Below are 25,188 nucleotides of genomic sequence, written 5' to 3'. Positions count from 1 at the left end.
CAGTGGGGCGCTTTTGCTATTTAAAAGATAGCGGTATCAATAGACCAGGCGCTCGGGCCGCAGCTCCTGCAGGATCGTGGTGGCGATCTCTTCGATCGACTTCGTGGTGGTCGAGAGCCATCGGATGCCCGCGCGCCGCATCATTGCCTCGGCCTCGGCAACTTCGTGGCGGCAGTTCTCGATGCTGGCGTAGCGCGAATTGGGCCGGCGCTCGTTGCGGATCTCACTGAGCCGCTCGGGCTGGATGGTCAGGCCGAAGATCTTCTTGCGATGCGGAATCAGGGCCGGCGGAAGCTGGCGGCGGTCGAAATCTTCCGGAATGAGCGGGTAGTTGGCAGCCTTCAGGCCGTGCTGCATCGCCAGATAGAGCGAAGTCGGCGTCTTGCCGCTGCGGCTCACGCCGACCAGGATCACGTCGGCGCCCTCCAGGTCGCGGTTGCTCTGGCCGTCGTCGTGCTGCAGGCTGAAGTCGATCGCGGCGATGCGGTCGTTGTATTCCTTGCTCTTGCTGACGTCGCTGAAGCGGCCGATGCGGTGGTTCGACTTCATGGCCAGCTCGATCTCGAGGGGGCGCACGAAGGTGCCGAACATGTCCAGCAGCATGCCCTTGCAGCCGGTCTCGATCACCTCCAGCACGTCCATGTTGGCCAGCGTGGTGAAGACGATGGGGCGTACGCCCTCGATTTCGGCGGTGTGGTTTATTTGCCTCACCGCCTGGTGGGCCTTGTCGACCGTGTCGGTGAACGGCAGCCGCACGTGGCGGGGCTTCATCTCGAACTGGGCGAGAACGGCATTGCCGAAGGTCTCAGCGGTGATGCCGGTGCCGTCTGAAACAAAGAAAACAGTACGTGAATGCATGGTCATGCGGCCTTGTCCTGCGGCGCGGACAACCTTGCCCCGCCTACAATCAGGGCCATTATCGGGAATCCGCTTTCCCAACCCAATTCTCTCCATGCACACCGCGCCCGCACCCAAAGCAACGAGAACGATCGTGCCGCGCCGTCTGCATGCGGCACAGGTTTCAACTTCTGGAGCTTTCCCATGTCTGCACTTTTCGACGCGACCGCCCTGGTCGTACCGTTTGAAAACCTGAGAATGACCGACGTCGAGGCGGTTGGCGGCAAGAACGCCAGCCTCGGCGAAATGATCTCGCAGCTGCCGCAAGGCGTGCGGGTGCCCACCGGTTTCGCGACCACGGCCCACGCGTTCCGCCAGTTCCTGGCCCACGATGGCCTGGCCGACAAGATCAGCAAGCGCCTTGCTGCGCTGAACGTCGACGACGTTCGCGCGCTGGCCGCCGCCGGCGCGGAGATCCGCGGCATGGTCGAGGCCCAGCCTTTCCCGGCCGACCTGCAGAAGGCCATCACCGAGGCTTTCGCCACGCTGAGCGCCGGCAATCCGTCGGCATCGTTCGCCGTGCGTTCGTCCGCCACCGCCGAAGACCTGCCCGACGCCTCCTTCGCAGGCCAGCAGGAAACCTTCCTGAACGTGGTCGGCATCGACGACGTGCTGCACAAGATGAAGGAGGTGTTCGCCTCCCTCTACAACGACCGCGCCATCAGCTACCGCGTTCACAAGGGCTTCGAGCACGACGTGGTCGCGCTGTCGGCCGGCGTGCAGCGCATGGTGCGTTCCGACCTCGGCGCCGCCGGCGTGATGTTCACCATCGACACCGAATCGGGCTTCGAGGACGTGGTCTTCATCACCTCCAGCTACGGCCTGGGCGAGACGGTGGTGCAGGGCGCCGTGAACCCCGACGAGTTCTACGTGCACAAGCCGACCCTGAAGGCCGGCAAGAAGGCCGTCATCCGCCGCAACCTCGGCTCCAAGCTGATCCAGATGGAGTTCGCCACGCCCGAGGAAAAGAAGGCGACCGGCAAGCTGGTGAAGACCACCGACGTCAAGGCCGAGCAGCGCAACCGCTATTCGCTGACCGACGCCGAGGTCGAGCAGCTCGCCAAGTACGCCCTGGTGATCGAGGAGCACTACGGCCGCCCGATGGACATCGAGTGGGGCAAGGACGGCACCGACGGCCAGCTCTACATCCTGCAGGCGCGTCCCGAGACGGTGAAGAGCCAGCAGCAGGGCAAGGCCGAGCAGCGCTACAAGCTTCTGGGCAAGGGCGCCGTGCTGGCCGAAGGCCGCGCCATCGGCCAGAAGATCGGCACCGGCCCCGTGCGGCTCGTGCACAGCATCAGCGAGATGGACCAGGTGCAGGCCGGCGACGTGCTCGTCACCGACATGACCGACCCCAACTGGGAACCGGTGATGAAGCGTGCCTCGGCCATCGTCACCAACCGCGGCGGACGCACCTGCCACGCGGCCATCATCGCGCGCGAGCTGGGCATTCCGGCGGTGGTCGGCTGTGGCGACGCCACCGACCTGCTGAAGGACGGCACGCTGGTCACGGTGAGCTGCGCCGAGGGCGACACCGGCTTCATCTACGACGGCCTGCTCGAGACCGAGGTGACCGAGGTGCAGCGCGGCGTGATGCCCGAGATCGACATCCAGCTGATGATGAACGTGGGCAACCCCCAGCTCGCCTTCGACTTCGCGCAGCTGCCGAACCACGGCGTGGGCCTCGCCCGCCTGGAGTTCATCATCAACAACAACATCGGCGTGCACCCGAAGGCGATCCTCGACTACCCGAACGTCGACAACGACCTGAAGAAGGCGGTCGAGTCGGTGGCCCGCGGCCACGCCTCGCCGCGCGCCTTCTACGTCGACAAGGTGGCAGAGGGCATCGCGACCATCGCCGCGGCCTTCTGGCCGAAGAAGGTGATCGTGCGCCTGTCGGACTTCAAGTCGAACGAGTACCGCAAGCTGATCGGCGGCAGCCGCTACGAGCCCGAGGAAGAGAACCCGATGCTGGGCTTCCGCGGCGCCGCGCGCTACCTGAGCGCCGACTTCGGGGAAGCCTTCGCCATGGAATGCGAGGCGCTCAAGCGCGTGCGCAACGACATGGGCCTGACCAACGTGCAGATCATGGTGCCCTTCGTGCGCACCCTCGGCCAAGCCGAGCGCGTGACCGGCCTGCTGGCCGAGCACGGCTTGAAGCGCGGCGGCAACGAGCTCAAGCTGATCATGATGTGCGAGGTGCCGAGCAACGCCGTGCTGGCCGACGAGTTCCTGCAGTACTTCGACGGCTTCTCGATCGGCTCGAACGACCTGACCCAGCTCACGCTGGGCCTGGACCGTGACTCCGGCCTGGAGCTGCTGGCCGCCGACTTCGACGAGCGCGACCCGGCCGTCAAGGCCATGCTTAGCCGCGCCATCAAGGCCTGCAAGTCGCAGGGCAAGTACGTCGGCATCTGCGGCCAGGGCCCCAGCGACCATCCCGACTTCGCGCTGTGGCTGGCGGAGCAGGGCATCGAATCGATCTCGCTGAACCCCGACAGCGTGATCGACACCTGGCAGCAGCTCGCCAAGCGCTGAGCCGGGGCGAAGGCCGAAGCTCCGGATTGCGGAAATCCCCATGGGGGGATTCCCGCGACCTGGGCCGGTGATTGAAACAAATTGCGTATTTGATGCCAGACTGGCGGGACTCACGGGCGTATCCCGGAAGGGAAGAACACCATGATCCTCGTCAAGACGGAAACCGGCCACCAGGCACTGAAAGACCGCTCGGTCCCGCTGTCGCCGCGCCAGCGCTCGGCGTTCATCTTGTTCGACGGCAAGCGCTCGGTCGATGACGTGCTGGCGGCCGGCATGGGCATCGTCCGCGAAGACATCGACCAGATGGTCGGGCTGGGATTGCTGGAGCCGGCGGCGGGAAGCGCGCCGCCTTCTGCGGCGTCCACGGCGGCCGCAGCGCCTGCCCAGGGTTCTTCGGGCCGCAGCAAGCAGCAGCGCTACAAGGATGCCTACCCCATCGCCACCCAGCTGACCGGCAGCCTGGGCCTGAAGGGCTTCCGGCTCAACCTGCAGGTGGAGGCCGCCACGGGCTACGACGACCTGCTGGCGCTGGCGCCGAAGATCCGCGCAGCCGTCGGGGCCGAGAAGGCCGCCGCGCTCGACAAGGCGCTGAACGACTGAGTCTCTTGTCGGATCGGCCCGGAGAGGGCTATAATCGCCGGCTTTGCCTTGCCACACTGCGCCCGACGCTGCAGGTGGCTTTTCCTCTTCCTCGGAAGAATCCACAAGGAGTGCCATGCGTCACTACGAAATCATTTTGCTGATCCACCCGGATCAGAGCGAACAAGTTCCGGCCATGCTGGAGCGCTACAAGGGCCTGATCACGGCCGGCGGCGGCAAGGTCCACCGCGTCGAAGACTGGGGCCGCCGTCAGCTGGCCTACCAGATCAACAAGCTCAACAAGGCCCACTACCTGTGCGTCAACATCGAAGCTGAGCAGACCGTGATGGGTGAACTGGAACACGCGTTCAAGTTCAACGACGCCGTGCTGCGTCACCTGACCGTCCAGAAGAAGAAGGCCGAAACCGGTCCTTCGTCGATGATGAAGACGGTCGAGCGCGAAGAGGCCCGCAAGGCCCAGCAGGCCGAGTACGCCGCCAACAACAACTGATGGCGTGACTGCCGCCGCTGCGGCAACCGGGGTCAACCAGCTTCTGCTGACCGCCTCCGTTGCCGAACTCGGAAACCTGCGATTCACGCCAGCCGGCTTGCCCGCCCTAGACCTGAAGCTCGAACACGAGTCGACGCTCCAGGAGGCAGGAAAGCCCCGGCAGGTGAAGACGGCCCTCAAGGCCGTTGCCTTCGGCGCCATCGCCGAACGGCTCGCAAGACAGTCGATGGGAAGTCTCTGGCGTTTTCAGGGCTTCCTCGCGACACCGGGCAACGGCAAGCATCCGGTCCTGCACATCCAGGATTTTCAGCAAGATTAATTTTCGACAAGAGGTCCCGAAATGGCCACGTTCAAGAAATTCAACAAAGACAAGCGCCCGAAGCGCAACACCCAGTCGCTGCTGTTCAAGCGCAAGCGCTTCTGCCGCTTCACCGTCGCTGGCGTCGAGGAAATCGACTACAAGGACATCGACACGCTGCGTGACTTCATCAGCGAAAACGGCAAGATCATCCCCGCACGCCTGACCGGCACGCGCGCGATCTACCAGCGCCAGCTGAACACCGCCATCAAGCGCGCGCGCTTCCTGGCCATGGTGCCGTACAGCGACCAGCACCGCGTCTAAGGAGTCGACACCATGCAAATCATTCTTCTGGACAAGGTTGTCAACGTCGGCGCCCTGGGCGACATCGTCAAGGTCAAGGACGGCTACGCACGCAACTTCCTGATCCCGACGGGCCGCGCACGCCGTGCCACCGCCGCCAACAAGGCCGAATTCGAAGCCAAGCGCGCCGAACTCGAGAAGGCTGCGGCCGCCAAGCTGGCCGAGTCGCAAGCTCAAGGCGAAAAGCTCGGTGGCACGACCATCAAGCTGACGCAAAAGGCCGGCGTCGACGGCCGCCTGTTCGGCTCGGTCACCAACGGCGACATCGCCGAAGAGCTGGGCAAGCAAGGCTACAAGGTTGCCAAGTCGCAAGTGCGCCTGCCCAACGGTCCGATCAAGGTCGTCGGCGACAGCACCGTGAGCGTGGCCCTGCACACCGACGTGGTGGTCGACATCACCGTGACGGTCTACGGCGAAACCGCCTGATCGTCCACAGCGCCTCGTGCGCTGCGCAAAAGCCGCCTTCGGGCGGCTTTTCTTTTTCCGAACCGAGGTTGTCCCGTCTTTTCCAGCCGATTGCACTGGAAGATCACCGTTTATTCACAACCTTGTCCACACTCGCATCGACCTGCGCGGCTTAGCATGCAGGGTTGCAAGGGAAGTCCATGTCCGCCGTTTTTTCCTATGCCGACAATGACCCGTCGGCCGATCGCCAAGTCGCTCAACTGCGCATTCCGCCTCATTCCATCGAGGCCGAATCGAGCGTGCTCGGCGGCCTGCTGCTCGACAATGGCGCCTGGGACCGCATGGGAGACCTGCTGGTCGACGGCGACTTCTACCGCCACGAGCACAAGCTGATCTACGCAGCCATCGGCGGGCTGATCAACGCCAGCAAGCCGGCCGACGTGATCACTGTCTACGAGCAGTTGCAGAACCTCGGCAAGGCCGACGAAATCGGCGGGCTGGTCTACCTGAACTCGCTCGCGCAGTACGTGCCCAGCGCGAGCAACATCCGCCGCTACGCCGAGATCGTTCGCGAGCGTTCCATTCTTCGCAAGCTGGTTTCCGCCAGCGACGAGATCGCGACCAACGCCTTCAATCCGCAGGGCAAGCCGGTCGACAAGATCCTCGACGAGGCCGAGCAGAAGATCTTCAACATCGGCGAGGAAGGCACGCGGATGAAGCAGGGCTTCCAGAGCATGGATGCCCTGGTGGTCGACCTGCTCGACCGCGTGACGGAGATGGCCGAGAACCCGAACGACATCACGGGCGTTCGCACCGGCTTCAACGACTTCGACAAGATGACTTCGGGCCTGCAGCCGGGCGACATGATCGTGCTGGCCGCGCGCCCCTCGATGGGCAAGACCTCGCTCGCGATCAACATCGCCGAGCACGTTGCGCTCGACGAAGGCCTGCCGGTGGCCGTGTTCTCCATGGAAATGGGCGCGGCGCAGCTGGCGGTGCGTATCGTGGGCTCCATCGGCCGCATCGACCAGGGCCACCTGCGCACCGGCAAGCTCACCGACGAGGAGTGGCCGCGGCTTACCGAAGCCATCGAGAAGCTGCGCACCGTGTCGCTGCACATCGACGAGACGCCGGGCCTTTCCACCAGCGAATTGCGCGCCAACGCGCGCCGCCTGGCGCGCCAGTACGGGCGGCTGGGCCTGATCGTGGTCGACTACCTGCAGCTCATGTCGACCAGCAGCTCGGGCGACGAGAACCGCGCGACGGCCGTGGGCGAAATCTCGCGTGGCCTGAAGATGCTCGCCAAGGAACTGAAGTGCCCGGTGATCGCGCTGTCTCAGCTCAGCCGCGGCGTGGAAAGCCGCACCGACAAGCGCCCCATGATGAGCGACCTGCGCGAATCCGGCGCCATCGAGCAGGACGCCGACATCATCATGTTCATCTACCGCGATGACTACTACAACAAGGAGTCGAAGGAGCCGGGCGTGGCCGAGGTGATCATCAGCAAGCACCGTAACGGCCCGACCGGCACCGTCAAGCTCGGCTTCCTGAAGCCGCTCACCAAGTTCGAGAATCTGGCCGGCTACAGCAACAACGACGACTATTGAAGCGGCGGCGCCGAGGCGCTAAAGAAGGCCGTCAGCCCGCGTTGCCGCTCTTGCCGCCGCCGCTGTTCCAGGGCGGCGGGGTGCCCGGCTTCTGCGGCACCACCTTGCCGTGTGCCGTCTCGGCGTTGACCTGCCGCAACAGGTCGGCCAGCGTCTTGCCCGGCTCGTCGCGAAAGCGATCGGGCAGCACTTCGATCGCGTCCATGCGGTCGAGGCGGAAGCCCCGGAAGTCGTCGCGCAGCTCGCACCAGGTCGACAGCGTCCAGACCTTGCCCCAGTAGAAGCAGCCCAGCGGACGCACCGTGCGCTCGCTGGCATCGCCCGACACATCGCGGTAGTGCAGCCGCAGCTTGTTGTGCGACTGCGTCGCCTCGCGCAGCGTCTGCAGCCGCGCGCGCAGGGTGTCGTCCAGGCCCAGCCCGGGCGCATAGAGCGCGAGCGCTTCGGCCGACACCCGCGCCCCGGGCGGCAGCACCGACAGGATCTTGCCCAGCCCCGTCTCGATGTCCCGCGCCAGCGCCGGATCGACCCAGCTCTGCGCGAGCCGGGCTGCAGCCACGAGTGCCGCGGCCTCGTCCTGCGTGAACATCAACGGCGGCAGCTCGAAGCCCGCGCCGAGCCTGTAGCCAACGCCGGCTTCGCCCTCGATGGGTACGCCCTGGTGCTGCAGGTCCGCGATGTCGCGGTAGACCGTGCGCTCCGACACCTCCAGGCGCTGCGCGAGGAACGCGGCCGTGGTCAACCGGCGCCCGCGGATGAGCTGCACGAGCTGGAAGAGGCGATCGGCGCGGCGCATCAGCAGGCCCCGGCGAGCGGGCGATGGCGGCGTGCCGGCGGGGCGCGCCGGCTCTTGGGGCTGATGCTCATGAAACTCCGATGTGGATCGCTACCTTGTCCGGCCCTTCGTAGGCCTCGAAGTCGCTGCGATAGCGGCGTGCGATCTCCGGGTGCGCCTCGAAATACTGCCAGATGCGCTCCCACGTGGCGATCACCATCTGCGGCATCTGCCCCTCGCCGTTGAAGACGAGGTAGTCGCCGGCTTCCACGGCGAGGCTGTTCTCGCCCCCCGACACGGCGACGCCCGCCGTCACGTCGAACGCGCCATCCTTGTCCGATTCGTAGGCCGAGTAGACGCCGAAGATGCGCGTGTCGGCGGTGCGATGCGGCGTCGACGCATAGGTTTCCTCGCCGAAGAATCGGTTCCACAACTGGCCGAGGCGAGCCGTGGCAGGGTCGCGCTCCTCGCGGTTGGTGGTGCGGATGGTGAGGCCCGAGACGCGGAACGCATCCTGGCGTCGGCGAACTGGTTCCATGTGTTTTCTTCTCCTCAAAGCGATAGTGTCTTCAGGTCGGCCTTCATGGCCTGTGCGATCAGTTTCATGTCGTCGTCGCCGACGTCGAACATGCCGAAGCGGAACTTGTAGCCCCATTGCCTGGGGTTCTCGATGAAGGCGAGGCGCTCGATCAGCGGGGCAATCGGCGCCTCGTGCCCGGCGGCGTAGGCCACGTCGCGCCGCCACGGCACGAAGCCGTTGCCCATGTCGAACTCGTAGGGCTCGCCCGGCTGCACGATGCCGATCGACACGAAGCTCTGCAGCTTGTCCGTGCCGCCGAACACCGTGGCCGGCGAATAGTAGGCGACGCGGTCGCCCGTTGACAGCCGCTTGAGCGGCGCATGCTTGCCGTGGCCGACCTGCATGAAGCCGAGCGGCCGGTTGTCGCGGCCGCGCCGTGCATGCTCGGCGCTGGCCACTGCGATCCAGTTGCGTTGCGCCATCGCGAGTCACTCCAGCGAATGCAGGCCGACTTCGTTGCCCTCTGTGTCGCGCAGGTGGGCGATGAAACCCAGGCCGGGCGGCAGAGCGGACTTGGGCGCCACGATCTGTCCGCCGGCCGCCTCGACGCGCGCGAGCACGGCGTCGATGCTCGGGTTGCAGTCGAGGTAGATGCGGATGCCCGTGCCGGCGCGCGCGCTGGCATTGGCGCCGGCTTGCAGTGCACCGCCGGTGGCGGGCTTGTCGTGCGGGAAGATGGCCAGCGTCTCGCCGCCAAAGTCCTCGCGGCGCAGCTTGCGGGCGAGCACGGTCTCGTAGAAGGCCTGGGCGCGGTCGATGTCGACGACCGGGATCTCGAACCAGGTGATGGCGTTTTGCATTCGGAGCTCTCTTTCTTTCGTTGCGTTGGAAGGAGCCCGGATGGTGCTGCCGGCCTACTGACAGCGTGTTGTCAGTAGCCTGTCACCCGCGGATGAAAAAAGCCCGCGCTGCTCGAAAGAGCATGCGCGGGCTCGCATGGGGCCGTGCCCCGTGAATCAGAGCACGTCGCTCGCGAAGTCGGCCAGGCGCGAGCGTTCGCCGCGCGCCAGCGTGATGTGCCCGCCGTGCGGCCAGCCCTTGAACTTGTCGACCGCGAAGGTCAGGCCCGAGGAGCCTTCCGTGAGGTACGGCGTGTCGATCTGTGCCAGGTTGCCCATGCAGATGATCTTCGTGCCGGGGCCGGCGCGGGTGATCAGCGTCTTCATCTGCTTGGGCGTGAGGTTCTGCGCCTCGTCGATGATCACGTACTTGTTGAGGAAGGTGCGCCCGCGCATGAAGTTCATGCTCTTGACCTTGATGCGGCTGCGGATCAGCTCGTTGGTGGCCGCGCGGCCCCATTCGCCGGCACCGCCGCCGTCGCCCTTGGCCAGGAACTCGAGGTTGTCGTCGAGCGCGCCCATCCAGGGGCCCATCTTTTCCTCTTCGGTGCCGGGCAGGAAGCCGATGTCCTCGCCCACGCTCACGGTGGCGCGGGTCATGATGATCTCGGTGTAGCGGCGGTCGTCCAGGACCTGGGTCAGGCCGGACGCCAGCGCCATCAGGGTCTTGCCGGTGCCGGCGGTGCCGGTCAGCGTGACGAAGTCGATCTCGGGGTCCATCAGCAGGTTCATCGCGAAGTTCTGCTCGCGGTTGCGCGTGTTCACGCCCCACACGGCGTTCTTGCCCGAGCTGTAGTCCTTCAGCGTCTTGAGCACCGCGGTCTTGTCGCGGATCTCGGTGACGCGCGCGTACATGCTCGGCTCGCCGGGAGCCTCGAAGTACACGAACTGGTTGATGAACAGGTTGGGCACCAGCGGGCCGGTGATCCGGTAGAAGGTGTTGCTGCCGCTCTGCCAGCTCTCGATGGTCTTGCTCTGGCGGGTCCAGAAATCGGCGGGCAGGGCGAGCGAACCCGCGTAGAGCAGGTCGCCGTCTTCCAGCGTCTTGTCGTTCTGGTAGTCGTCGGCGGCCAGGCCCAGTGCCCGCGCCTTGACGCGCATGTTGATGTCCTTCGACACCAGCACCACTTCCTGCTTCGGCCGGCCGGGGCGGTCCTTGGCGTACTCGTCGCGCAGCGCGTGCACCACGCCGAGGATCTGGTTGTCGGCCTTGCCCTGCGGCAGGCTGACGGGCAGCGAATAGTCGAGCGGGGCGGTCTGGAAGAACAGGCGGCCGCCGGCCTCGCGGTGGCCGGTGGTGTCGAGCTTCAGGCCCTTGTCGATGTCCGCGCCCTGGGCAGCGGCCAGCGCGTCGAGCGTGCGGCTGGTCTGGCGGCCGTTGCGGGCGACTTCGGTGGTGCCCTTCTTGTGGCCGTCGAGCTCCTCCAGCACGATCATCGGCAGGAAGATGTCATGTTCCTCGAAGCGGAACAGGCACATCGGGTCGTGCAGCAGCACGTTGGTGTCGAGCACGAACAGCTTGGCCGGGCCGGACGACTTGCTGCGCTTGGCACGCGCCGCGGGCTGCGGCATTGCCACGGGAGCCGGGGCGGGCTCGATGGCCGGCACCTTGGTTTCGACCTGCACGAGCGCCTGCGGTTGCGGTGCGCTCACGGGTGCGGGCGTGGATTTCGACGATTTGGTCCGGCGCGCCGGGCGCACGGCCTCGCCGCCGCCGGCAGCTTCGGCGCCGAGGCTGTCGAACAGCTCCAGGGGTTGCGGACTGCGCGCCACGGCTTCGTCGGCGCGCGAATCGCCGGAGCGTCGCGAGCCGCGGTGCGAGGACCGGGCGGGCGCGTCGAGTGCGTCCGGCGAGAGCAGTGCAGCGCGTTTCGTGGGTGCGGGGGGCAGTGGCATGTGTCAGATCGCTCGCAGAAAGTAGGAACCAGAAAACGAAAAAGCCGCCTGAAGACCAAGGCGGCTTTGTTCGGAGGATGCGGTCGTGGAGCTCAACGGCATGAGGCCATTATGCACACCGCGGATGACGCGCCGGGAGCTCTTTACGCACCGCGTTGGGCAATTCCCACGCGGAAGCGGAAAAGCGCACGACCGGCTTGCCGGGAGGCGCTCAGGCGGCCTTCTTGAGTGCCTTGACGGCCTTGAGCACGTCGTCGACATGGCCGGGGACCTTGAGCCCGCGCCACTCGGCCTTCAGGATGCCGTCGGCGCCGATCAGGAAGGTGCTGCGCTCGATGCCCTTGACCTTCTTGCCGTACATGATCTTGTTCTTCACCACGCCGAACATGTGGCACATCTTCTCTTCGGTGTCGGCGATGAGTTCGAAGGGCAGCTCGAGCTTGGCCTTGAATTCGTCGTGCGACTTCATGTTGTCGCGCGACACGCCGAAAACGGTGGCGCCGGCCTTTTCGAAGTCCTTGTAACGATCGCGGAACTGCATCGCTTCGGTGGTGCAGCCCGGAGTGTTATCTTTCGGGTAAAAATACATGACCAGCACGTGGCCGAGATGCGAGGTGTTCGAGACCTTGATGCCGCCCGTGGCGTTGGCGTCGAATTCAGGAATGGGTTTGTTGACAACGATCGCCATGAAACTTGTTTTCTCCGTTAGATTCCGCTCCTGAGCCCTCTCGCCCTATTTCGCCCAGGGCTTGCTCAAGGAATGGAGGATTGGTCGTTGCTAACTTTGGGGTAGCCGGCCTGTTCGCAACCCGGTATTTTACCCCGAAAACACCCCCATCAGCCACCCGCGGGGCTCTCTACCAGCAGGGCGGCGATCACGTGCCGGCCTTCTCCGGCGAGGATGTTGTAGGTCCGGCAGGCTGCCGCGGTGTCCATGGTCTCCACGCCGGTGCGTTGGGCCATCAGCGGCTTCAGCCAGACGGGCTGGGGAAAGCGGATGCGGTTTCCGCTGCCGAAAATGATCAATTCGGCGCCCAGGCCCGCCAATTGCGCGAAATGTTCGGCGCCGATCTGGTCGAAACTCGAACAATTCCACTCGAAGCGCTCGCCGCGCGAGCCAACCACTACGCTGCCCTCGACTTTTTCGTTGTTGATCGCCACCCAGCCGGGGCCGTGTGCGGTGAGCGATTGAGCGTCGGATTTGTCAGGCTGGAGCTTCATCTGGGCACTGGGAACTGTGGTCAAATTATAGGTTTTCCCTAGTGCCACGGGGCTCGCAAGGGCCTTTGATTCCGCGTAAGCAAACCTAACCCCGCGCCCGGGAGGGCCCCTTTGAAGCAGCTCAAGAAATCGGCCAAGCTGGCCAACGTTCTCTACGACATCCGCGGTCCCATCATGGACGCGGCCAAGCAGATGGAAGAGGACGGCCAGAAGATCATCAAGCTCAACATCGGCAACCTGGCCGTGTTCGGTTTCGATGCTCCCGAGGAAATCCAGCAGGACATGATCCGCAACCTGCCCACCTCGGCGGGCTATTCGGACAGCAAGGGCGTCTTCGCGGCACGCAAGGCGGTGATGCACGAGACGCAGAAGCAGGGCATTGCGGGCGTCACCCTCGACGACATCTACCTCGGCAACGGCGCCAGCGAGCTGATCGCCATGTCCACCAACGCGCTGCTCAACGACGGCGACGAGCTGCTGCTGCCGGCCCCCGACTATCCGCTGTGGACCGCGTCCACGAGCCTCTCGGGCGGCACCCCGGTGCACTACCTGTGCGACGAGGCCAACGGCTGGATGCCCAACCTCGACGACATCCGCGCCAAGATCACGCCGCGCACCAAGGGCATCGTGGTCATCAACCCCAACAATCCGACCGGCGCGCTGTATTCCGACGAACTGCTCAAGAGCATCGTCGGCATCGCGCGCGAGCACGGCCTGGTGATCTTCGCCGACGAGGTCTACGACAAGGTGCTCTACGACGGTGCGAAGCACACCGCCATTGCCAGCCTGTCGACCGACGTGCTCACGCTCACCTTCAATTCGCTCTCCAAGAGCTATCGCTCGTGCGGCTACCGCGCCGGCTGGCTCGTGGTGTCGGGGGACAAGCGCAGCGCGCAGGACTACATCGAGGGCCTGAACATGCTCTCGAACATGCGCCTGTGCGCCAACGTGCCGGGCCAGTGGGCCATCCAGACGGCGCTGGGCGGCTACCAGAGCATCAACGACCTCGTGTGCGAGGGCGGCCGCCTGCGCCGCCAGCGCGACCTGGCCTACGAACTGATCACCGCCATCCCGGGCGTGAGCTGCGTCAAGCCGACCGCCGCGCTGTACATGTTCCCCAAGCTCGATCCGGAGGTCTATCCGGTCGAGGACGACCGCCAGTTCTTCCTCGAGCTGCTGAAGGAAACCCGCGTGATGCTGGTGCAGGGCACCGGCTTCAACTGGGCCACGCCCGACCACTTCCGCATCGTGTTCCTGCCCCATGAGGACGACCTGCGCGAGGCCATCAACCGCATCGCGAAGTTCCTGGAGCAGTACCGCTTGCGCCGCAAGTCGCGCCAATGAACTCTGCCCGCATCGCTGCCGCCGCGGCGCTGTCGTTCGCCGCGTTTTCCGCAGCCGCAGCAGGAACTGCTGGCAAGGATGGCGTCTCGTTCTCGCACAACGACTGGGAACTGGCCTGCGACAACACACGCACCTGCCGTGCCGCCGGCTACCAGGTGGAGAGCGGGAGCGCCTTGGAGCCGGTGTCGATGCTCATCACCCGCCATGCGGGGCCCGGCACAGCCATCGAGATCGACCTGCAGACCGGCGGGCAGGAGGAGCCCAAGGGCTCGATGCGTTTCAAGGTCGGCAAGGCCACCCTGTCGGGCCTCAAGGACGGCGCCGCCAGCCTCGATCAGGGCCAGATCCGCACTGTGCTGCCTGAGCTGCTCAAGGGCGACGACGCCACGGTCACGGACAGCGGCGGGCACAAGTGGGTTCTCTCGCTCGCCGGCCTCAACGCCGTGCTGCTGAAGATGGACGAGGTCCAGGGCCGCGTCGGCACGCCGGGCGCGCTCGTGCGCCGCGGCAACAAGCCCGAATCCTCGGTGCTGCCGCCGGTGCAGGCACCTGTCGTGAACGCGGTCCTGCCGCCGAAGGCCCGTCCGGGCGACGACGCGCTGGCTGCGCGCATCTTCCCGTCGCTGAAGTCGGATCCGTCCGCGGACGATTGCAACAACCACGACGAGTTCAACGCCAAGTCGCTGAACGTCTCGCGCCTGACCGAGCGCAAGGTGCTGCTGTCCTTCGGCTGCGGCATGGGCGCCTACAACTACACCAGCGTGCTCTGGATCGCCAACGACAAGCCGCCCTATGCGCCCGTCGCCATCGAGGCCAACGGCGACTTCGACGAGAAAAGCGCCAGCGTCACTTCCTCCATGAAGGGCCGCGGCATCGGCGACTGCTGGTCGAGCCAGACCTGGCATTTCGATGGCAAGGGCTTCGTTCTCACCGGCCACACCTACGACGGCATGTGCCGCGGCTTCCCCGGCGGCGCATGGAGCCTGCAGCGCTATGTCTCGCAGGTGAAGCTCTCCGAGCCGGCCGCCACCCCATCCAAACCCTGAACGCCATGAGTGCGACTCTCCCAATGAAACCCATCCAAGTAGGCCTGCTCGGCGCAGGCACGGTCGGCAGCGGCACCTTCAAGGTGCTCAAGCGCAACCAGGAAGAAATCAAGCGCCGCGCCGGCCGCGGCATCGAGATCACGATGGTCGCCGACCTCGACACCGCCCGCGCCCGCGAAGTGGCAGGCGAGGGCGTGAAGGTGGTCAGCGATGCGCGCGAAGTCATCGCCAACCCCGAGATCGACATCGTCATCGAGCTCATCGGCGGCTACGGCATCGCGAAGCAGCTCGTGCTGGAGGCCATCGCGGCCGGCAAGCACGTGGTCACGGCCAACAAGGCGCTGCTGGCGGTGCATGGCACCGAGATCTTCGCGGCCGCGCACGCCAGGGGCGTGATGGTGGCCTTCGAGGCCGCGGTGGCCGGTGGCATCCCGATCATCAAGGCGCTGCGCGAAGGCCTCACGGCCAACAGCATCCAGTGGCTGGCCGGCATCATCAACGGCACCACCAACTTCATCCTGTCCGAGATGCGCGACAAGGGCCTGGACTTCGCGACCGTGCTCAAGGAAGCGCAGCGCCTGGGCTACGCCGAAGCCGACCCGACCTTCGACATCGAAGGCGTGGACGCCGGCCACAAGGTCACGCTGATGAGCGCGCTGGCCTTCGGCATTCCGGTGCAGTTCGACAAGGCCCATATCGAGGGCATCACCAAGCTGGCCGCGCAGGACATCAGGTACGCCGAGCAGCTCGGCTACCGCATCAAGCTCTTGGGCGTCACCAAGCGCACGGCCAAGGGCATCGAGCTGCGCGTGCATCCCTCGCTGGTGCCGTCGAAGCGCCTGCTGGCGAATGTCGAAGGCGCGATGAACGCGGTGGTGGTGCACGGCGACGCCGTGGGCACCACGCTCTACTACGGCAAGGGCGCCGGCAGCGAGCCCACCGCCAGCGCGGTGATCGCCGACCTGGTCGACATCACCCGCCTGCACACGGCCGATGCCGCGCACCGCGTGCCGCACCTGGCCTTCCACCCCGACGCGCTGAGCGACCTGCAGGTGCTGCCGATGTCGGAAGTCGTCACCAGCTACTACCTGCGCCTGCGCGTGGCCGACCAGGCCGGCGTGCTCGCCAAGGTCACGGGCCTGCTGGCCACCGCCGGCATCAGCATCGACGCCGTGCTGCAGCGCGAAGCCGACGAAGTCGGCGGCGAGGGCTCCACGCAGACCGACCTGATCATCCTCACGCACGACGCGCGCGAGGGCACGGTTGACGGCGTGCTGGCCGAGCTGCAGGCGCTGCCGACCGTGCTGGAGCCGATCGTGCGCATCCGCAAGGAAGAGTTGAAGTGAATTACCTGAGCACCCGCGGCCACCCCGACCGCAAGCGCTTCTGCGAAATCCTGCTCGAAGGCCTCGCGCCCGACGGCGGCCTCTACCTGCCCGAGCAATATCCGCGGATCGACACCGCCACGCTCGCGAAGTGGCGCAAGCTGCCATACGCCGAGCTGGCCTTCGAGATCCTCTCGCTCTACATCGACGACATTCCGCCGGCCGACCTGAAGGCGATCTGCGCGAAGACCTACACGGCCGAAGTGTTCGGCACCGACGAGATCGTGCCGCTGCGCGAGCTGGAAGACGGCGTGTACCTCGAAGCCCTGTCCAACGGCCCCACGCTGGCCTTTAAGGACATGGCGATGCAGCTGCTGGGCAACCTGTTCGAGTACGAACTGGCCCGCCGCGGCGCCGAGCTCAACATCCTGGGCGCCACCAGCGGCGACACCGGCAGCGCGGCCGAGTACGCCATGCGCGGCAAGAAGGGCGTGCGCGTCTTCATGACCTCGCCCGACGGCCGCATGAGCCCGTTCCAGCAGGCGCAGATGTTCAGCCTGCAGGACGCGAACATCCACAACATCGCCATCACCGGCGTGTTCGACGACTGCCAGGACATCGTCAAGGCCGTGTCGAACGACCTGGCCTTCAAGCGCAAGTACCGCATCGGCACGGTCAACTCGATCAACTGGGCGCGGCTGCTGGCGCAGGTCGTCTATTACTTCGCGGGCTACTTCCAGGCCACGGCGGGCAACGACAAGCCGGTGAGCTTCACCGTGCCCTCGGGCAACTTCGGCAACGTCTGCGCGGGCCACGTGGCGCGCATGATGGGCCTGCCGATCCACACGCTGGTGGTCGCCACCAACGAGAACGACGTGCTCGACGAGTTCTTTCGCACCGGCGTGTACCGCGTGCGCGGCGCGGTCGACACGCACGAGACCTCCAGCCCGTCGATGGACATCAGCAAGGCCAGCAACTTCGAGCGCTTCGTGTTCGACCTGGTCGGGCGCGACTCTGCGAAGCTGCACAAGCTCTTCGTGGACGACCTGGGCTTGAACGGCAGCTTCGACCTGAGCGCCGATCCCGCATTCGCGCAGGCCGCCGCGCGCTTCGGCTTCCGCAGCGGCCGCAGCACGCACGCCGACCGCCTGGCCACCATCCGCGACACCGACAAGCGCTTCGCGACCTTGGTCGATCCGCACACCGCCGACGGCCTCAAGGCCGCGCGCGAGCAGCTCACCCCCGGCGTGCCGATGGTGGTGCTCGAGACCGCGCTGCCCATCAAGTTCGCGGCCACGCTGGTCGAGGCGCTGGGCGAGGAGCCTGCGCGTCCGAAGAAGTTCGAGGGCATCGAGGCGCTGCCCAAGCGCGTCGTCAAGCTGCCGGCCGACGCGGAAGCCGTCAAGGCGTACATCGCCGAGCACTGTGATTAGCCAAGGGCGAGGCTGCGCATGAAGGTCGTCGGTTTCGCCGGCTACTCGGGCGCGGGCAAGACCACGCTGCTCGAGCGCCTCATTCCCGCGCTCAAGCGGCTGGGCCAGCGCGTGTCGGTGGTCAAGCACGCGCACCACAAGTTCGACATCGATCATCCGGGCAAGGACACGTATCGCCACCGCGAGGCGGGCGCCTTCGAGGTGGTCGTCGCCTCCGACAAGCGGCTTGCCGTGATGCGCGAGTTCGAGGCGCCCGTGGAGCTCAGCGTGCACCAACTGCTGGCCGAGGTGCACCCGGTGGCCGACTGGGTGCTGGTCGAGGGCTTCCGGCACAGCGACGTGCTCAAGATCGAGATCTGGCGCGAGCCGGAGGCGGGCGAGCCGGTGCGGCCCGTGCTGTACCCGGGCGACCCCTTCGTCGTCGCCGTGGCCACCGACGCGCCGGCCAGGCTGCCGCAGCCGACCGAGCGGCCGCTCTTCGACCTCAACGACGCCGAGGCCATTGCGAAGTGGCTGGTCGACAGCGGTGAGCGCTTCGAATACAACCCCGATCACCATGGCTGATTCACCCGTCCCCTTCGCCGCTTCGTCTTCGCGTCCGCCGCTGATGCCCCTGGACGAGGCGATCGCGACGCTGCTCGCGAAGGCGGTGCCGGTGCTGCCCACCGAAAGCGTCGGCACCTTCGACGCCGACGGCCGCGTGCTGGCGCAGGATCTCGTCTCGGGCCTCACGGTGCCGCCGCGCGACAACAGCGCGATGGACGGCTATGCCGTGCGCGTGTCCGACTGCGCCGCGCCGGACGCCGAGCTGAAGGTGGCGCAGCGCATTCCCGCGGGCACTGTCGGCACGCTGCTCGTGCCCGGCACCGCGGCGCGCATCTTCACCGGCGCGCAGATTCCCGAGGGCGCCGATGCCGTCGTGATGCAGGAGGACACCACCGCCGTGCCGCAGGAAGGCAGCCTGGGCGCGGTGCGCATCGCCATCGTGCCGGCGGCTGGCCAATGGATCCGCCGCGCGGGCGAGGACGTGGCCTCCGGCGACGTGGTGCTCAGGAAGGGCGAGCGCCTCGGGCCCGCCGCGCTCGGCCTTGCCGCGAGCGTCGGCTTCGACCGCCTGCAGGTCGCGCGCAAGCCGCGCGTGGCGATGCTCTCCACCGGCGACGAACTGGTGATGCCCGGCGAGGTCGCGCCCGACGCGATGAAGCCCGGCGCCATCTACAACTCCAACCGCTTCTTCATGCGGGCTTTGCTGCATCGCCTGGGCTGCGAGGTGAACGACCTGGGCATCGTGCCCGACAACCGCGAAGCCACCGTCGTGGCGCTGCGCGACGCGGCCGAGGCCAGCGACCTGATCATCACGACCGGCGGCGTCTCCGTCGGCGAGGAAGACCACATCCGCGCTGCGCTGCAGTCGCTGGGCGAGCTGCAGCTGTGGTCGCTGTCGATGAAGCCGGGCAAGCCCTTCGCCTACGGCTCCATCGCACGCAGCAGCGGGCAGGGCGCCTGCCATGTGACGGGGCTGCCGGGCAATCCGGTGTCGAGCTTCCTGACCTTCCTGATGCTGGTGCGGCCCTTCCTGCTGACGCTGCAGGGCGCCGCGCGCGTTGCGCCCGAGGCGGTGCAGATGCGCGCCGACTTCGACTGGCCGCGCGCCGACAAGCGCCGCGAGTTCCTGCGCGTTCGTCGCAATGCGGCCGGCGGCCTCGACCTGTTCGCCAACCAGAGCTCGGGCGTGCTCACCTCGATGGTTTGGGGCGACGGCGTGGTCGACAACGCGGCGGGCAAGACGATCAAGTCGGGCGACGTCGTCGACTTCATTCCCTTCGCGTCGCTGCTGGGTTGAGCCGCATGAAAGTCCAGGTCCGTTATTTCGCCTCGGTGCGCGAGGCGCTTTCCAGCAGCGGCGAAACCGTCGAGACGCAAGCCGAGACGCTCGCTGCACTGCGCGACGAGCTCATCGCCAGGGGCGGTGCCTACGCCACCGCGCTCGCGCGCGGCAAGGCGGTGCGAATGGCGCTCGACCAGGTCATGAGCGACGAAGCCGCCGCGCTGCGGGAAGGCTGCGAGGTCGCCTTCTTCCCGCCGGTCACGGGCGGCTGAGGCGGGCGTCCAGCGCCACGAGGCGTTCGCGCAGTCCGTCGGAAGCCCGGGTCATCGGCGAGCGCAGTTCGTCGGCCATCTCGCCCTTGTGCGCCAGCAGCGCCTTCAGCGGGCCCGGGTTGGGTTCGGCGAAGAGCATCTCCACCAGCGGCTGCAGCGGCTGCCATTCGGCGCGCGCATCGGCCAGACGGTTCTCCGCCAGCAGGCGCACCAGGCGCACGAAGCGGGACGTCTGCACGTTGCCGCTGGCAGCGATGGCGCCCGCGCCGCCTTCGGCCATGGTGCCGAAGATCTGGTGGTCCTCGCCCGTCAGCACCTGCAGCCGGCCGTCGGCGATCACCGCGCGCGTCTTGGCCATGTCGCCGCCGCAGTCCTTGATGCCGCGGATGCGGGGGTGTGCGGCCAGCGCCAGCAGCGTCTCGCGTGTGATGGTGACGCCGGTGCGGTAGGGGATGTCGTAGACCAGCACGGGCACCGAACTGGCGTCGGCGATGGTGCGGAACCATTCGAGCAGGCCGGCCTGCGAGGGGCGCACGTAATGCGGCGCGGCTACCAGAAGGCCCGCGATCGGGCGCTCCGAGAGCTTGCGGGCCCAGGCCGTGGCCTTGCCCAGGTGATAGCCCGAAATGCCCATGACGACCGGCAGGCCACCGGCCGCGCCCAGCACCGTGTCGAGCACGGCCAGTTGCTCGGATTCGTCCAGCGCGGCCGCTTCGCCGGTGGAGCCGCAGGGCACGAAACCCGTCACGCCTTCGTCGGCGAGCCGCCGGACCAGCGCGGCGAGCGCGGCATGGTCGACCGCGCCGTCGCGGAACGGAGTGACGAGAGCCACCCAGAAGCCGGAAAAGTCGGGGGTGGTGGGGCTTGGTTGTTGTTGAGGCACGCGGGCTTCCTTTCAGGAATCGACCGATGGAAAGAACCATCGTCCGATGCGCGCGCAACCCAGGAGGGGCCAAAGCCTTTGGCGGGTTCCGTCGCTCATCCGACGACGGAACCTCGGCTCCGGTCAGACGAGCTTTGGTTTTTTGGCTTTGTCGTTGCTGCTGCCTTGGCCGGCGCGGCGGTCTTCGAGGCGCGAAGGCACCGGGAAGAGCGTGGGCGTGGCAAGGCAGGGCATCGTCGCAGTCTATCGCGATGCCACAATTCGGACATGAGCGTTGCCCGTGTTTCGATCCAGACGAACGATTTCGACCTCTCGCGGGAAGTCGCCGCGTTGCGCGCCGGCGACAAACGCGTGGGCGCCGTCTGCAGCTTCGTCGGCACGGTACGAGACCGCAACGACGGCAGCAGCGTCTCGTCGATGGAACTCGAGCACTACCCCGGCATGACCGAGAAGGCCATCGAGGCCATGATCGACGAGGCCCACCGGCGCTTCGACATCCTGGGGGCACGCGTGATCCACCGCGTCGGCCTGCTGCAGCCGGAAGACCAGATCATGATGGTGGCGGTGGTCTCGGCCCACCGCGGCCAGAGCTTCGAGGCCTGCGAGTTCCTGATGGACTACCTCAAGACCCAGGCGCCCTTCTGGAAGAAGGAGCAGACGCCCGAAGGCGCCCGCTGGGTCGATGCGCGCGTGGCCGACGACGCGGCGCTGGCGCGCTGGGGCATCAGCGCCCCGAACGCCTGATTCGCCTCTTGTTCCCTCTCCCCTTGGGGAGAGGGAGCCAGGCCTTACAGGGGTTTGAAGCCGCTGGACTGGATGATCTTTTCCCAGGCCTGCGTGTACGTACGCACGCGGCCCGCGAACTGGCCCTGCGGCTCGTAGCCCACCGTCAGGCCCATCGTCGTGAGCTTCTGCTTCACGTCGGGCATGGCCAGCACCTTCTGCAGCGCGTCGCCGTACTTGTCGATGATCGGCTGCGGCGTGCCCACCGGCGCGAAGATGCCGTAGTAGGGCAGGTCGTCCAGGTTCGAGAAGCCCAGCTCGCTGAAGGTCGGCACGTTCGGAATCACCGCCTGGCGCTTGGCACCGATGGACGCCACGATGCGCACCTTGCCCGCCTTGTGGTTCTCGATGAAGTCCGGCACCGAGGCGATGCCCGCGGTGATCTGGTTGCCCAGCATGTCGGCCGTCATGGGGGCGCTGCCGCGGTAGGGGGCGGGCTGCACGTCGATCTTGTACTTGTCCGAGATCATCTTGACCAGGAACTCGGGGATCGAGGCCGGCGCCGGGATGCCGATGGTTTCCTTGCCGCCCTTCTGGGTGCGGACCCACTTCACGTACTCGTCGAGGCTCTTGGCCGGCGTGCCGCCCGAGACGGCCAGCACGTTGGCGAAGGTGGCGAAGCCGGCCACGGGCACGAAGTCGGTGGCGGGGTTGAAGCCGGGGTTCTTCACCACCTGCGGGAGGATCGAGATGGTGTGGTCGTGCGACAGGAACAGCGTGTGGCCGTCGGCCGGGGAAGACTTCAGCACCGTCGCGGCGATCTGGCCGCCCGCGCCGGCGCGGTTCTCGACCACCACCGGCACGCCCAGCACGTCCTTGAGCTTTTCGCCCAGCGTGCGTGCGATCGCGTCGCTGCCGGCGCCGGCGGGAAAGCCCACCAGCAGGCGCACGGGCGTGCCGCTTTGCGCCTGCGCAAGGCCGCAAAGCCCGGCTGCGGCCATGAAGAGACCCACGCTGATCGCCCGGCGCACCGGTTGAACGCGCATTGAAAAAACCATGATCGACTCCATTCGAGAGAGAGAAATGCCTACGGGCGGGAGATGAGGAATCCTGTGCAATACCCGTGCCCAGGGCACCGGCCGGACCGGCAACCTTGAATCGTGCCCGAACAGCCCTATTTTGGATGCAGGAATATCACCATGCGACAAGACAAACTCACCACCAAATTTCAGGAAGCGCTGGGCGACGCACAGTCGCTGGCGCTGGGCAACGACAACGCCTACATCGAGCCGGCCCACCTGCTGCTCGCGATGCTGCGCCAGGACGACGGCCCGCGCGCCCTGCTGGAGCGTGCGGGTGTCAACGTCCCCGGCCTGACGCAGGCGGCCGAGGCCGCCATCAAGAAGCTGCCTCAGGTGCAGGGCCATGACATCGTGCAGGTCGGCCCCGAGCTCGGCAAGCTGCTGCAGGCCACCGAGAAGGAAGCCATCAAGCGCAATGACCAGTTCATCGCCGGCGAACTCTTCCTGCTGGCGCTGGCCGACAGCAAGGCCGACGTCGGCAAGATCGCGAAGGAAAACGGCCTGAGCCGCAAGTCGCTCGAGGCCGCCATCGACGCCGTGCGCGGCGGCCAGGGCGTGAACAGCGCCGACGCCGAAGGCCAGCGCGAAGCCCTCAAGAAATACACCCTCGACCTCACCGAGCGCGCCCGGCTGGGCAAGCTCGACCCGGTCATCGGCCGCGACGAGGAAATCCGCCGCGCCATCCAGGTGCTGCAGCGCCGCACCAAGAACAACCCCGTGCTCATCGGCGAACCCGGCGTGGGCAAGACCGCCATCGTCGAAGGCCTGGCGCAGCGCATCGTCTCGGGCGAAGTGCCCGACTCGCTCAAGGGCAAAAGGGTGTTGTCGCTCGACATGGCTGCGCTGCTGGCCGGTGCCAAGTTCCGCGGCGAGTTCGAAGAACGCCTGAAAACGGTGCTCAACGAACTCGCGAAGGACGAGGGCCAGACCATCGTCTTCATCGACGAGCTTCACACCATGGTCGGCGCCGGCAAGGCCGAGGGCGCCATGGACGCGGGCAACATGCTCAAGCCGGCGCTCGCGCGCGGCGAGCTGCATTGCGTGGGCGCCACCACGCTCGACGAGTACCGCAAGTACATCGAGAAAGATGCGGCCCTGGAGCGCCGCTTCCAGAAGATCATCGTGGGCGAGCCCAGCGTGGAGGCGACCATCGCCATCCTGCGCGGCCTGCAGGAGAAGTACGAGGTGCACCACGGCGTGCAGATCACCGATCCGGCCATCGTGGCCGCGGCCGAATTGAGCGACCGCTACATCACCGACCGCTTCCTGCCCGACAAGGCCATCGACCTGATCGACGAGGCCGCGGCCAAGATCAAGATCGAGATGGACTCCAAGCCCGAGGTCATGGACCGGCTCGACCGCCGCCTGATCCAGCTGCAGATCGAGCGCGAAGCCGTGCGCCGCGAGAAGGACGAGGCCTCGCAGAAGCGCTTGGGCCTGATCGAGGACGAGATCGAGAAGCTGCAGAAGGAGATCGCCGACTACGACGAGATCTGGCAGGCCGAGAAGGCCCAGGCCCAGGGCAGCGCGCAGGTGCGCGAGGACGTGGACAAGATCAAGTTCCAGATCGAGGAATGGAAGCGCAAGGGCGACTTCAACAAGGTCGCCGAGCTCCAGTACGGCCAGCTGCCGGCGCTCGAGAAGCGCCTGAAGGAGGCCGAGGCCAGCGAGGCGAACAAGGGCAAGTCGAGTGCGCCCACGCTGCTGCGCACCCAGGTCGGCGCCGAAGAGATCGCCGAAGTGGTAGCGCGCGCCACCGGCATCCCTGTCGCCAAGCTGATGCAGGGCGAGCGCGACAAGCTGCTCGTGATGGAAGACAAGCTGCACGAGCGCGTGGTCGGCCAGGACGAGGCCATCGGCGCGGTCGCCAACGCGATCCGCCGCTCGCGCTCGGGCCTGTCCGATCCGAACCGCCCGACCGGCTCGTTCCTGTTCCTCGGCCCCACGGGCGTGGGCAAGACCGAGCTGTGCAAGGCGCTCGCGGGCTTCCTGTTCGACAGCGAAGACCACCTGATCCGCATCGACATGAGCGAGTTCATGGAGAAGCATTCGGTCGCCCGCCTCATTGGCGCGCCGCCGGGCTACGTGGGCTACGAGGAGGGCGGCTACCTCACGGAAGCCGTGCGCCGCAAGCCCTACAGCGTGGTGCTGCTCGACGAGGTCGAGAAGGCTCACCCCGACGTGTTCAACGTGCTGCTGCAGGTGCTCGACGATGGCCGCCTCACCGACGGCCAGGGCCGCACCGTGGACTTCAAGAACACCGTGATCGTGATGACGAGCAACATCGGCTCGCCCATCATCCAGGCCATGGTGGGCAAGCCCTCGGACGAGATCAAGGAAGCGGTGTGGGACGAGTTGAAGAACTACTTCCGCCCCGAGTTCCTGAACCGCATCGACGAGACGGTCGTGTTCCACGCGCTCGACGCGAAGAACATCGAGTCGATCGCCGCGATCCAGCTGAAGGTGCTGCAGGCGCGGCTCGCGAAGATGGACCTGGGGCTGGAGGTTTCTCCGGCGGCGCTGGCGGAGATCGCCAAGGTCGGCTTCGATCCGGTGTTCGGCGCCCGGCCGCTCAAGCGGGCCATTCAGCAGCGCATCGAGAACCCGCTGTCGAAGCTGCTGCTGGACGGCAGCTTCGGGCCGAAGGACACGATCGAGGTCACGACCGATCCGATCCTGTCGCCGGGGCAGTTCTCCTTCCGCAAGGCGGGGGAACCAACGGCGGCCGCTTCGGCCTAAAGTC

Annotated in this window: 26 protein-coding genes; 16 read left to right on the top strand and 10 right to left on the bottom strand. The window is 66.5% G+C overall.

Features of this window, described 5'->3' with window-relative positions:
* Nucleotides 1-36: 36 nt before the first annotated feature.
* Complete coding sequence (locus ACHMXA_RS23115; protein ID WP_093203586.1) at nt 37-858, bottom strand: pyruvate, water dikinase regulatory protein; 822 nt, start codon at nt 856-858, stop codon at nt 37-39.
* Nucleotides 859-1,041: 183 nt separating this feature from the next.
* On the opposite strand from ACHMXA_RS23115, the gene ppsA reads away from it, so the two are divergent.
* The 7 genes from ppsA to dnaB all read left to right on the top strand — a co-directional run bounded on the left by ppsA (nt 1,042) and on the right by dnaB (nt 7,198).
* Nucleotides 1,042-3,435 (top strand): phosphoenolpyruvate synthase, encoded by a 2,394-nt coding sequence (ppsA, locus tag ACHMXA_RS23110; RefSeq protein WP_395316437.1) that lies wholly within the window; start codon nt 1,042-1,044, stop codon nt 3,433-3,435.
* A gap of 141 nt (nt 3,436-3,576) precedes the next feature.
* A complete protein-coding gene (locus tag ACHMXA_RS23105) occupies nt 3,577-4,035 on the top strand; it encodes a hypothetical protein (RefSeq protein ID WP_395316436.1) in 459 nt (152 codons plus the stop codon).
* Nucleotides 4,036-4,150: 115 nt separating this feature from the next.
* Nucleotides 4,151-4,525, top strand: a complete 375-nt coding sequence (gene rpsF / locus ACHMXA_RS23100; protein ID WP_019655917.1) for a 30S ribosomal protein S6 — start codon at nt 4,151-4,153, stop codon at nt 4,523-4,525.
* 4 nt (nt 4,526-4,529) lie between these two features.
* On the top strand, nt 4,530-4,844 hold the full coding sequence (priB, locus tag ACHMXA_RS23095; protein WP_126025882.1) for a primosomal replication protein N: 315 nt from the start codon (nt 4,530-4,532) through the stop codon (nt 4,842-4,844).
* A 21-nt stretch (nt 4,845-4,865) separates the two neighbouring features.
* On the top strand, nt 4,866-5,147 hold the full coding sequence (gene rpsR, locus ACHMXA_RS23090) for a 30S ribosomal protein S18 (protein WP_007830781.1): 282 nt from the start codon (nt 4,866-4,868) through the stop codon (nt 5,145-5,147).
* 12 nt (nt 5,148-5,159) lie between these two features.
* Entirely contained in the window at nt 5,160-5,612 is a 453-nt protein-coding gene (gene rplI, locus ACHMXA_RS23085) for a 50S ribosomal protein L9 (RefSeq protein ID WP_258353962.1), read from the top strand.
* Between the two features lie 179 nt (nt 5,613-5,791).
* Nucleotides 5,792-7,198, top strand: a complete 1,407-nt coding sequence (gene dnaB / locus ACHMXA_RS23080) for a replicative DNA helicase (protein WP_176666987.1) — start codon at nt 5,792-5,794, stop codon at nt 7,196-7,198.
* Between the two features lie 31 nt (nt 7,199-7,229).
* Here the strand turns inward: dnaB and ACHMXA_RS23075 are convergent, their stop codons facing one another.
* The 7 genes from ACHMXA_RS23075 to ACHMXA_RS23045 all read right to left on the bottom strand — a co-directional run bounded on the left by ACHMXA_RS23075 (nt 7,230) and on the right by ACHMXA_RS23045 (nt 12,509).
* Nucleotides 7,230-7,994: a helix-turn-helix transcriptional regulator gene (locus ACHMXA_RS23075; protein ID WP_395316435.1), complete on the bottom strand. Its 765-nt coding sequence runs from the start codon at nt 7,992-7,994 to the stop codon at nt 7,230-7,232.
* Nucleotides 7,995-8,061: 67 nt separating this feature from the next.
* Nucleotides 8,062-8,511: a GyrI-like domain-containing protein gene (locus ACHMXA_RS23070; RefSeq protein ID WP_395316434.1), complete on the bottom strand. Its 450-nt coding sequence runs from the start codon at nt 8,509-8,511 to the stop codon at nt 8,062-8,064.
* 14 nt (nt 8,512-8,525) lie between these two features.
* A complete protein-coding gene (locus ACHMXA_RS23065; RefSeq protein WP_395316433.1) occupies nt 8,526-8,975 on the bottom strand; it encodes an EVE domain-containing protein in 450 nt (149 codons plus the stop codon).
* 6 nt (nt 8,976-8,981) lie between these two features.
* Nucleotides 8,982-9,353 (bottom strand): VOC family protein, encoded by a 372-nt coding sequence (locus ACHMXA_RS23060; RefSeq protein ID WP_176666983.1) that lies wholly within the window; start codon nt 9,351-9,353, stop codon nt 8,982-8,984.
* Nucleotides 9,354-9,509: 156 nt separating this feature from the next.
* The gene (locus tag ACHMXA_RS23055) at nt 9,510-11,288 is read right to left on the bottom strand and encodes a PhoH family protein (RefSeq protein ID WP_176666982.1); all 1,779 of its coding nucleotides are present in this window, start codon (nt 11,286-11,288) and stop codon (nt 9,510-9,512) included.
* A gap of 211 nt (nt 11,289-11,499) precedes the next feature.
* The gene (locus ACHMXA_RS23050) at nt 11,500-11,976 is read right to left on the bottom strand and encodes a peroxiredoxin (protein ID WP_019655927.1); all 477 of its coding nucleotides are present in this window, start codon (nt 11,974-11,976) and stop codon (nt 11,500-11,502) included.
* A gap of 149 nt (nt 11,977-12,125) precedes the next feature.
* Nucleotides 12,126-12,509, bottom strand: coding sequence for an Mth938-like domain-containing protein (locus ACHMXA_RS23045; RefSeq protein ID WP_176666981.1), 384 nt, complete (start codon nt 12,507-12,509; stop codon nt 12,126-12,128).
* Nucleotides 12,510-12,620: 111 nt separating this feature from the next.
* Between ACHMXA_RS23045 and ACHMXA_RS23040 the strand changes: the two genes are divergently transcribed.
* Genes ACHMXA_RS23040 through moaD form a run of 7 tightly spaced genes read left to right on the top strand, consistent with a single transcriptional unit; the run spans nt 12,621 to nt 19,757 of the window.
* Nucleotides 12,621-13,853 carry a pyridoxal phosphate-dependent aminotransferase gene (locus ACHMXA_RS23040; RefSeq protein ID WP_176666980.1) on the top strand — a complete coding sequence of 411 codons (1,233 nt, stop codon included), beginning with the start codon at nt 12,621-12,623 and terminating at the stop codon, nt 13,851-13,853.
* Complete coding sequence (locus tag ACHMXA_RS23035) at nt 13,850-14,899, top strand: DUF1176 domain-containing protein (RefSeq protein ID WP_395316432.1); 1,050 nt, start codon at nt 13,850-13,852, stop codon at nt 14,897-14,899. Before ACHMXA_RS23040 ends, ACHMXA_RS23035 begins: the two co-directional genes overlap by 4 nt.
* Before the next feature lie 23 nt (nt 14,900-14,922).
* On the top strand, nt 14,923-16,245 hold the full coding sequence (locus ACHMXA_RS23030) for a homoserine dehydrogenase (protein ID WP_395316431.1): 1,323 nt from the start codon (nt 14,923-14,925) through the stop codon (nt 16,243-16,245).
* A complete protein-coding gene (gene thrC, locus ACHMXA_RS23025; protein WP_395316430.1) occupies nt 16,242-17,657 on the top strand; it encodes a threonine synthase in 1,416 nt (471 codons plus the stop codon). Before ACHMXA_RS23030 ends, thrC begins: the two co-directional genes overlap by 4 nt.
* 18 nt (nt 17,658-17,675) lie before the next feature.
* Complete coding sequence (gene mobB / locus ACHMXA_RS23020; RefSeq protein ID WP_176666976.1) at nt 17,676-18,221, top strand: molybdopterin-guanine dinucleotide biosynthesis protein B; 546 nt, start codon at nt 17,676-17,678, stop codon at nt 18,219-18,221.
* Nucleotides 18,214-19,500 (top strand): gephyrin-like molybdotransferase Glp, encoded by a 1,287-nt coding sequence (gene glp / locus ACHMXA_RS23015; protein ID WP_395316429.1) that lies wholly within the window; start codon nt 18,214-18,216, stop codon nt 19,498-19,500. The genes mobB and glp overlap by 8 nt, the downstream gene beginning before the upstream one ends.
* 5 nt (nt 19,501-19,505) lie before the next feature.
* A complete protein-coding gene (moaD, locus tag ACHMXA_RS23010) occupies nt 19,506-19,757 on the top strand; it encodes a molybdopterin converting factor subunit 1 (RefSeq protein WP_395316428.1) in 252 nt (83 codons plus the stop codon).
* Here the strand turns inward: moaD and dapA are convergent.
* Nucleotides 19,744-20,640: a 4-hydroxy-tetrahydrodipicolinate synthase gene (gene dapA / locus ACHMXA_RS23005; RefSeq protein WP_395316427.1), complete on the bottom strand. Its 897-nt coding sequence runs from the start codon at nt 20,638-20,640 to the stop codon at nt 19,744-19,746. The genes moaD and dapA overlap by 14 nt on opposite strands.
* Before the next feature lie 267 nt (nt 20,641-20,907).
* Here dapA and ACHMXA_RS23000 point away from each other — a divergent pair, with 267 nt between their 5' ends.
* A complete protein-coding gene (locus tag ACHMXA_RS23000; RefSeq protein ID WP_176666972.1) occupies nt 20,908-21,384 on the top strand; it encodes a molybdenum cofactor biosynthesis protein MoaE in 477 nt (158 codons plus the stop codon).
* A gap of 44 nt (nt 21,385-21,428) precedes the next feature.
* On the opposite strand, the gene ACHMXA_RS22995 is transcribed toward ACHMXA_RS23000, so the two are convergent.
* Complete coding sequence (locus ACHMXA_RS22995; protein ID WP_395316426.1) at nt 21,429-22,409, bottom strand: Bug family tripartite tricarboxylate transporter substrate binding protein; 981 nt, start codon at nt 22,407-22,409, stop codon at nt 21,429-21,431.
* A gap of 153 nt (nt 22,410-22,562) precedes the next feature.
* Here ACHMXA_RS22995 and clpB point away from each other — a divergent pair, with 153 nt between their 5' ends.
* Nucleotides 22,563-25,184, top strand: a complete 2,622-nt coding sequence (gene clpB, locus ACHMXA_RS22990) for an ATP-dependent chaperone ClpB (protein WP_176666970.1) — start codon at nt 22,563-22,565, stop codon at nt 25,182-25,184.
* The last annotated feature ends 4 nt before the right edge of the window (nt 25,185-25,188 follow it).

Origin of the sequence: Variovorax sp. UC74_104 (assembly GCF_044055375.1) — a bacterium.
In the GTDB taxonomy this organism is placed as follows: Bacteria; Pseudomonadota; Gammaproteobacteria; order Burkholderiales; family Burkholderiaceae_C; genus Variovorax.
This window is presented reverse-complemented; position numbering and strand designations above follow the sequence as displayed.

What these genes read in the sequence shown, in the direction of transcription:
- ACHMXA_RS23065 (WP_395316433.1), bottom strand. Translation starts at nt 8,975, where the DNA reads ATGGCGCAACGCAACTGGATCGCAGTGGCCAGCGCCGAGCATGCACGG.
- ACHMXA_RS22995 (WP_395316426.1), bottom strand. Translation starts at nt 22,409, where the DNA reads ATGCGCGTTCAACCGGTGCGCCGGGCGATCAGCGTGGGTCTCTTCATG.
- ACHMXA_RS23060 (WP_176666983.1), bottom strand. Translation starts at nt 9,353, where the DNA reads ATGCAAAACGCCATCACCTGGTTCGAGATCCCGGTCGTCGACATCGAC.
- ACHMXA_RS23105 (WP_395316436.1), top strand. Translation starts at nt 3,577, where the DNA reads ATGATCCTCGTCAAGACGGAAACCGGCCACCAGGCACTGAAAGACCGC.
- rpsR (WP_007830781.1), top strand. Translation starts at nt 4,866, where the DNA reads ATGGCCACGTTCAAGAAATTCAACAAAGACAAGCGCCCGAAGCGCAAC.
- ACHMXA_RS23035 (WP_395316432.1), top strand. Translation starts at nt 13,850, where the DNA reads ATGAACTCTGCCCGCATCGCTGCCGCCGCGGCGCTGTCGTTCGCCGCG.
- rplI (WP_258353962.1), top strand. Translation starts at nt 5,160, where the DNA reads ATGCAAATCATTCTTCTGGACAAGGTTGTCAACGTCGGCGCCCTGGGC.
- ppsA (WP_395316437.1), top strand. Translation starts at nt 1,042, where the DNA reads ATGTCTGCACTTTTCGACGCGACCGCCCTGGTCGTACCGTTTGAAAAC.
- clpB (WP_176666970.1), top strand. Translation starts at nt 22,563, where the DNA reads ATGCGACAAGACAAACTCACCACCAAATTTCAGGAAGCGCTGGGCGAC.
- ACHMXA_RS23000 (WP_176666972.1), top strand. Translation starts at nt 20,908, where the DNA reads ATGAGCGTTGCCCGTGTTTCGATCCAGACGAACGATTTCGACCTCTCG.
- ACHMXA_RS23045 (WP_176666981.1), bottom strand. Translation starts at nt 12,509, where the DNA reads ATGAAGCTCCAGCCTGACAAATCCGACGCTCAATCGCTCACCGCACAC.
- ACHMXA_RS23030 (WP_395316431.1), top strand. Translation starts at nt 14,923, where the DNA reads ATGAAACCCATCCAAGTAGGCCTGCTCGGCGCAGGCACGGTCGGCAGC.
- dnaB (WP_176666987.1), top strand. Translation starts at nt 5,792, where the DNA reads ATGTCCGCCGTTTTTTCCTATGCCGACAATGACCCGTCGGCCGATCGC.
- mobB (WP_176666976.1), top strand. Translation starts at nt 17,676, where the DNA reads ATGAAGGTCGTCGGTTTCGCCGGCTACTCGGGCGCGGGCAAGACCACG.
- ACHMXA_RS23050 (WP_019655927.1), bottom strand. Translation starts at nt 11,976, where the DNA reads ATGGCGATCGTTGTCAACAAACCCATTCCTGAATTCGACGCCAACGCC.
- moaD (WP_395316428.1), top strand. Translation starts at nt 19,506, where the DNA reads ATGAAAGTCCAGGTCCGTTATTTCGCCTCGGTGCGCGAGGCGCTTTCC.
- ACHMXA_RS23070 (WP_395316434.1), bottom strand. Translation starts at nt 8,511, where the DNA reads ATGGAACCAGTTCGCCGACGCCAGGATGCGTTCCGCGTCTCGGGCCTC.
- ACHMXA_RS23115 (WP_093203586.1), bottom strand. Translation starts at nt 858, where the DNA reads ATGCATTCACGTACTGTTTTCTTTGTTTCAGACGGCACCGGCATCACC.
- ACHMXA_RS23055 (WP_176666982.1), bottom strand. Translation starts at nt 11,288, where the DNA reads ATGCCACTGCCCCCCGCACCCACGAAACGCGCTGCACTGCTCTCGCCG.
- ACHMXA_RS23075 (WP_395316435.1), bottom strand. Translation starts at nt 7,994, where the DNA reads ATGCGCCGCGCCGATCGCCTCTTCCAGCTCGTGCAGCTCATCCGCGGG.
- glp (WP_395316429.1), top strand. Translation starts at nt 18,214, where the DNA reads ATGGCTGATTCACCCGTCCCCTTCGCCGCTTCGTCTTCGCGTCCGCCG.
- rpsF (WP_019655917.1), top strand. Translation starts at nt 4,151, where the DNA reads ATGCGTCACTACGAAATCATTTTGCTGATCCACCCGGATCAGAGCGAA.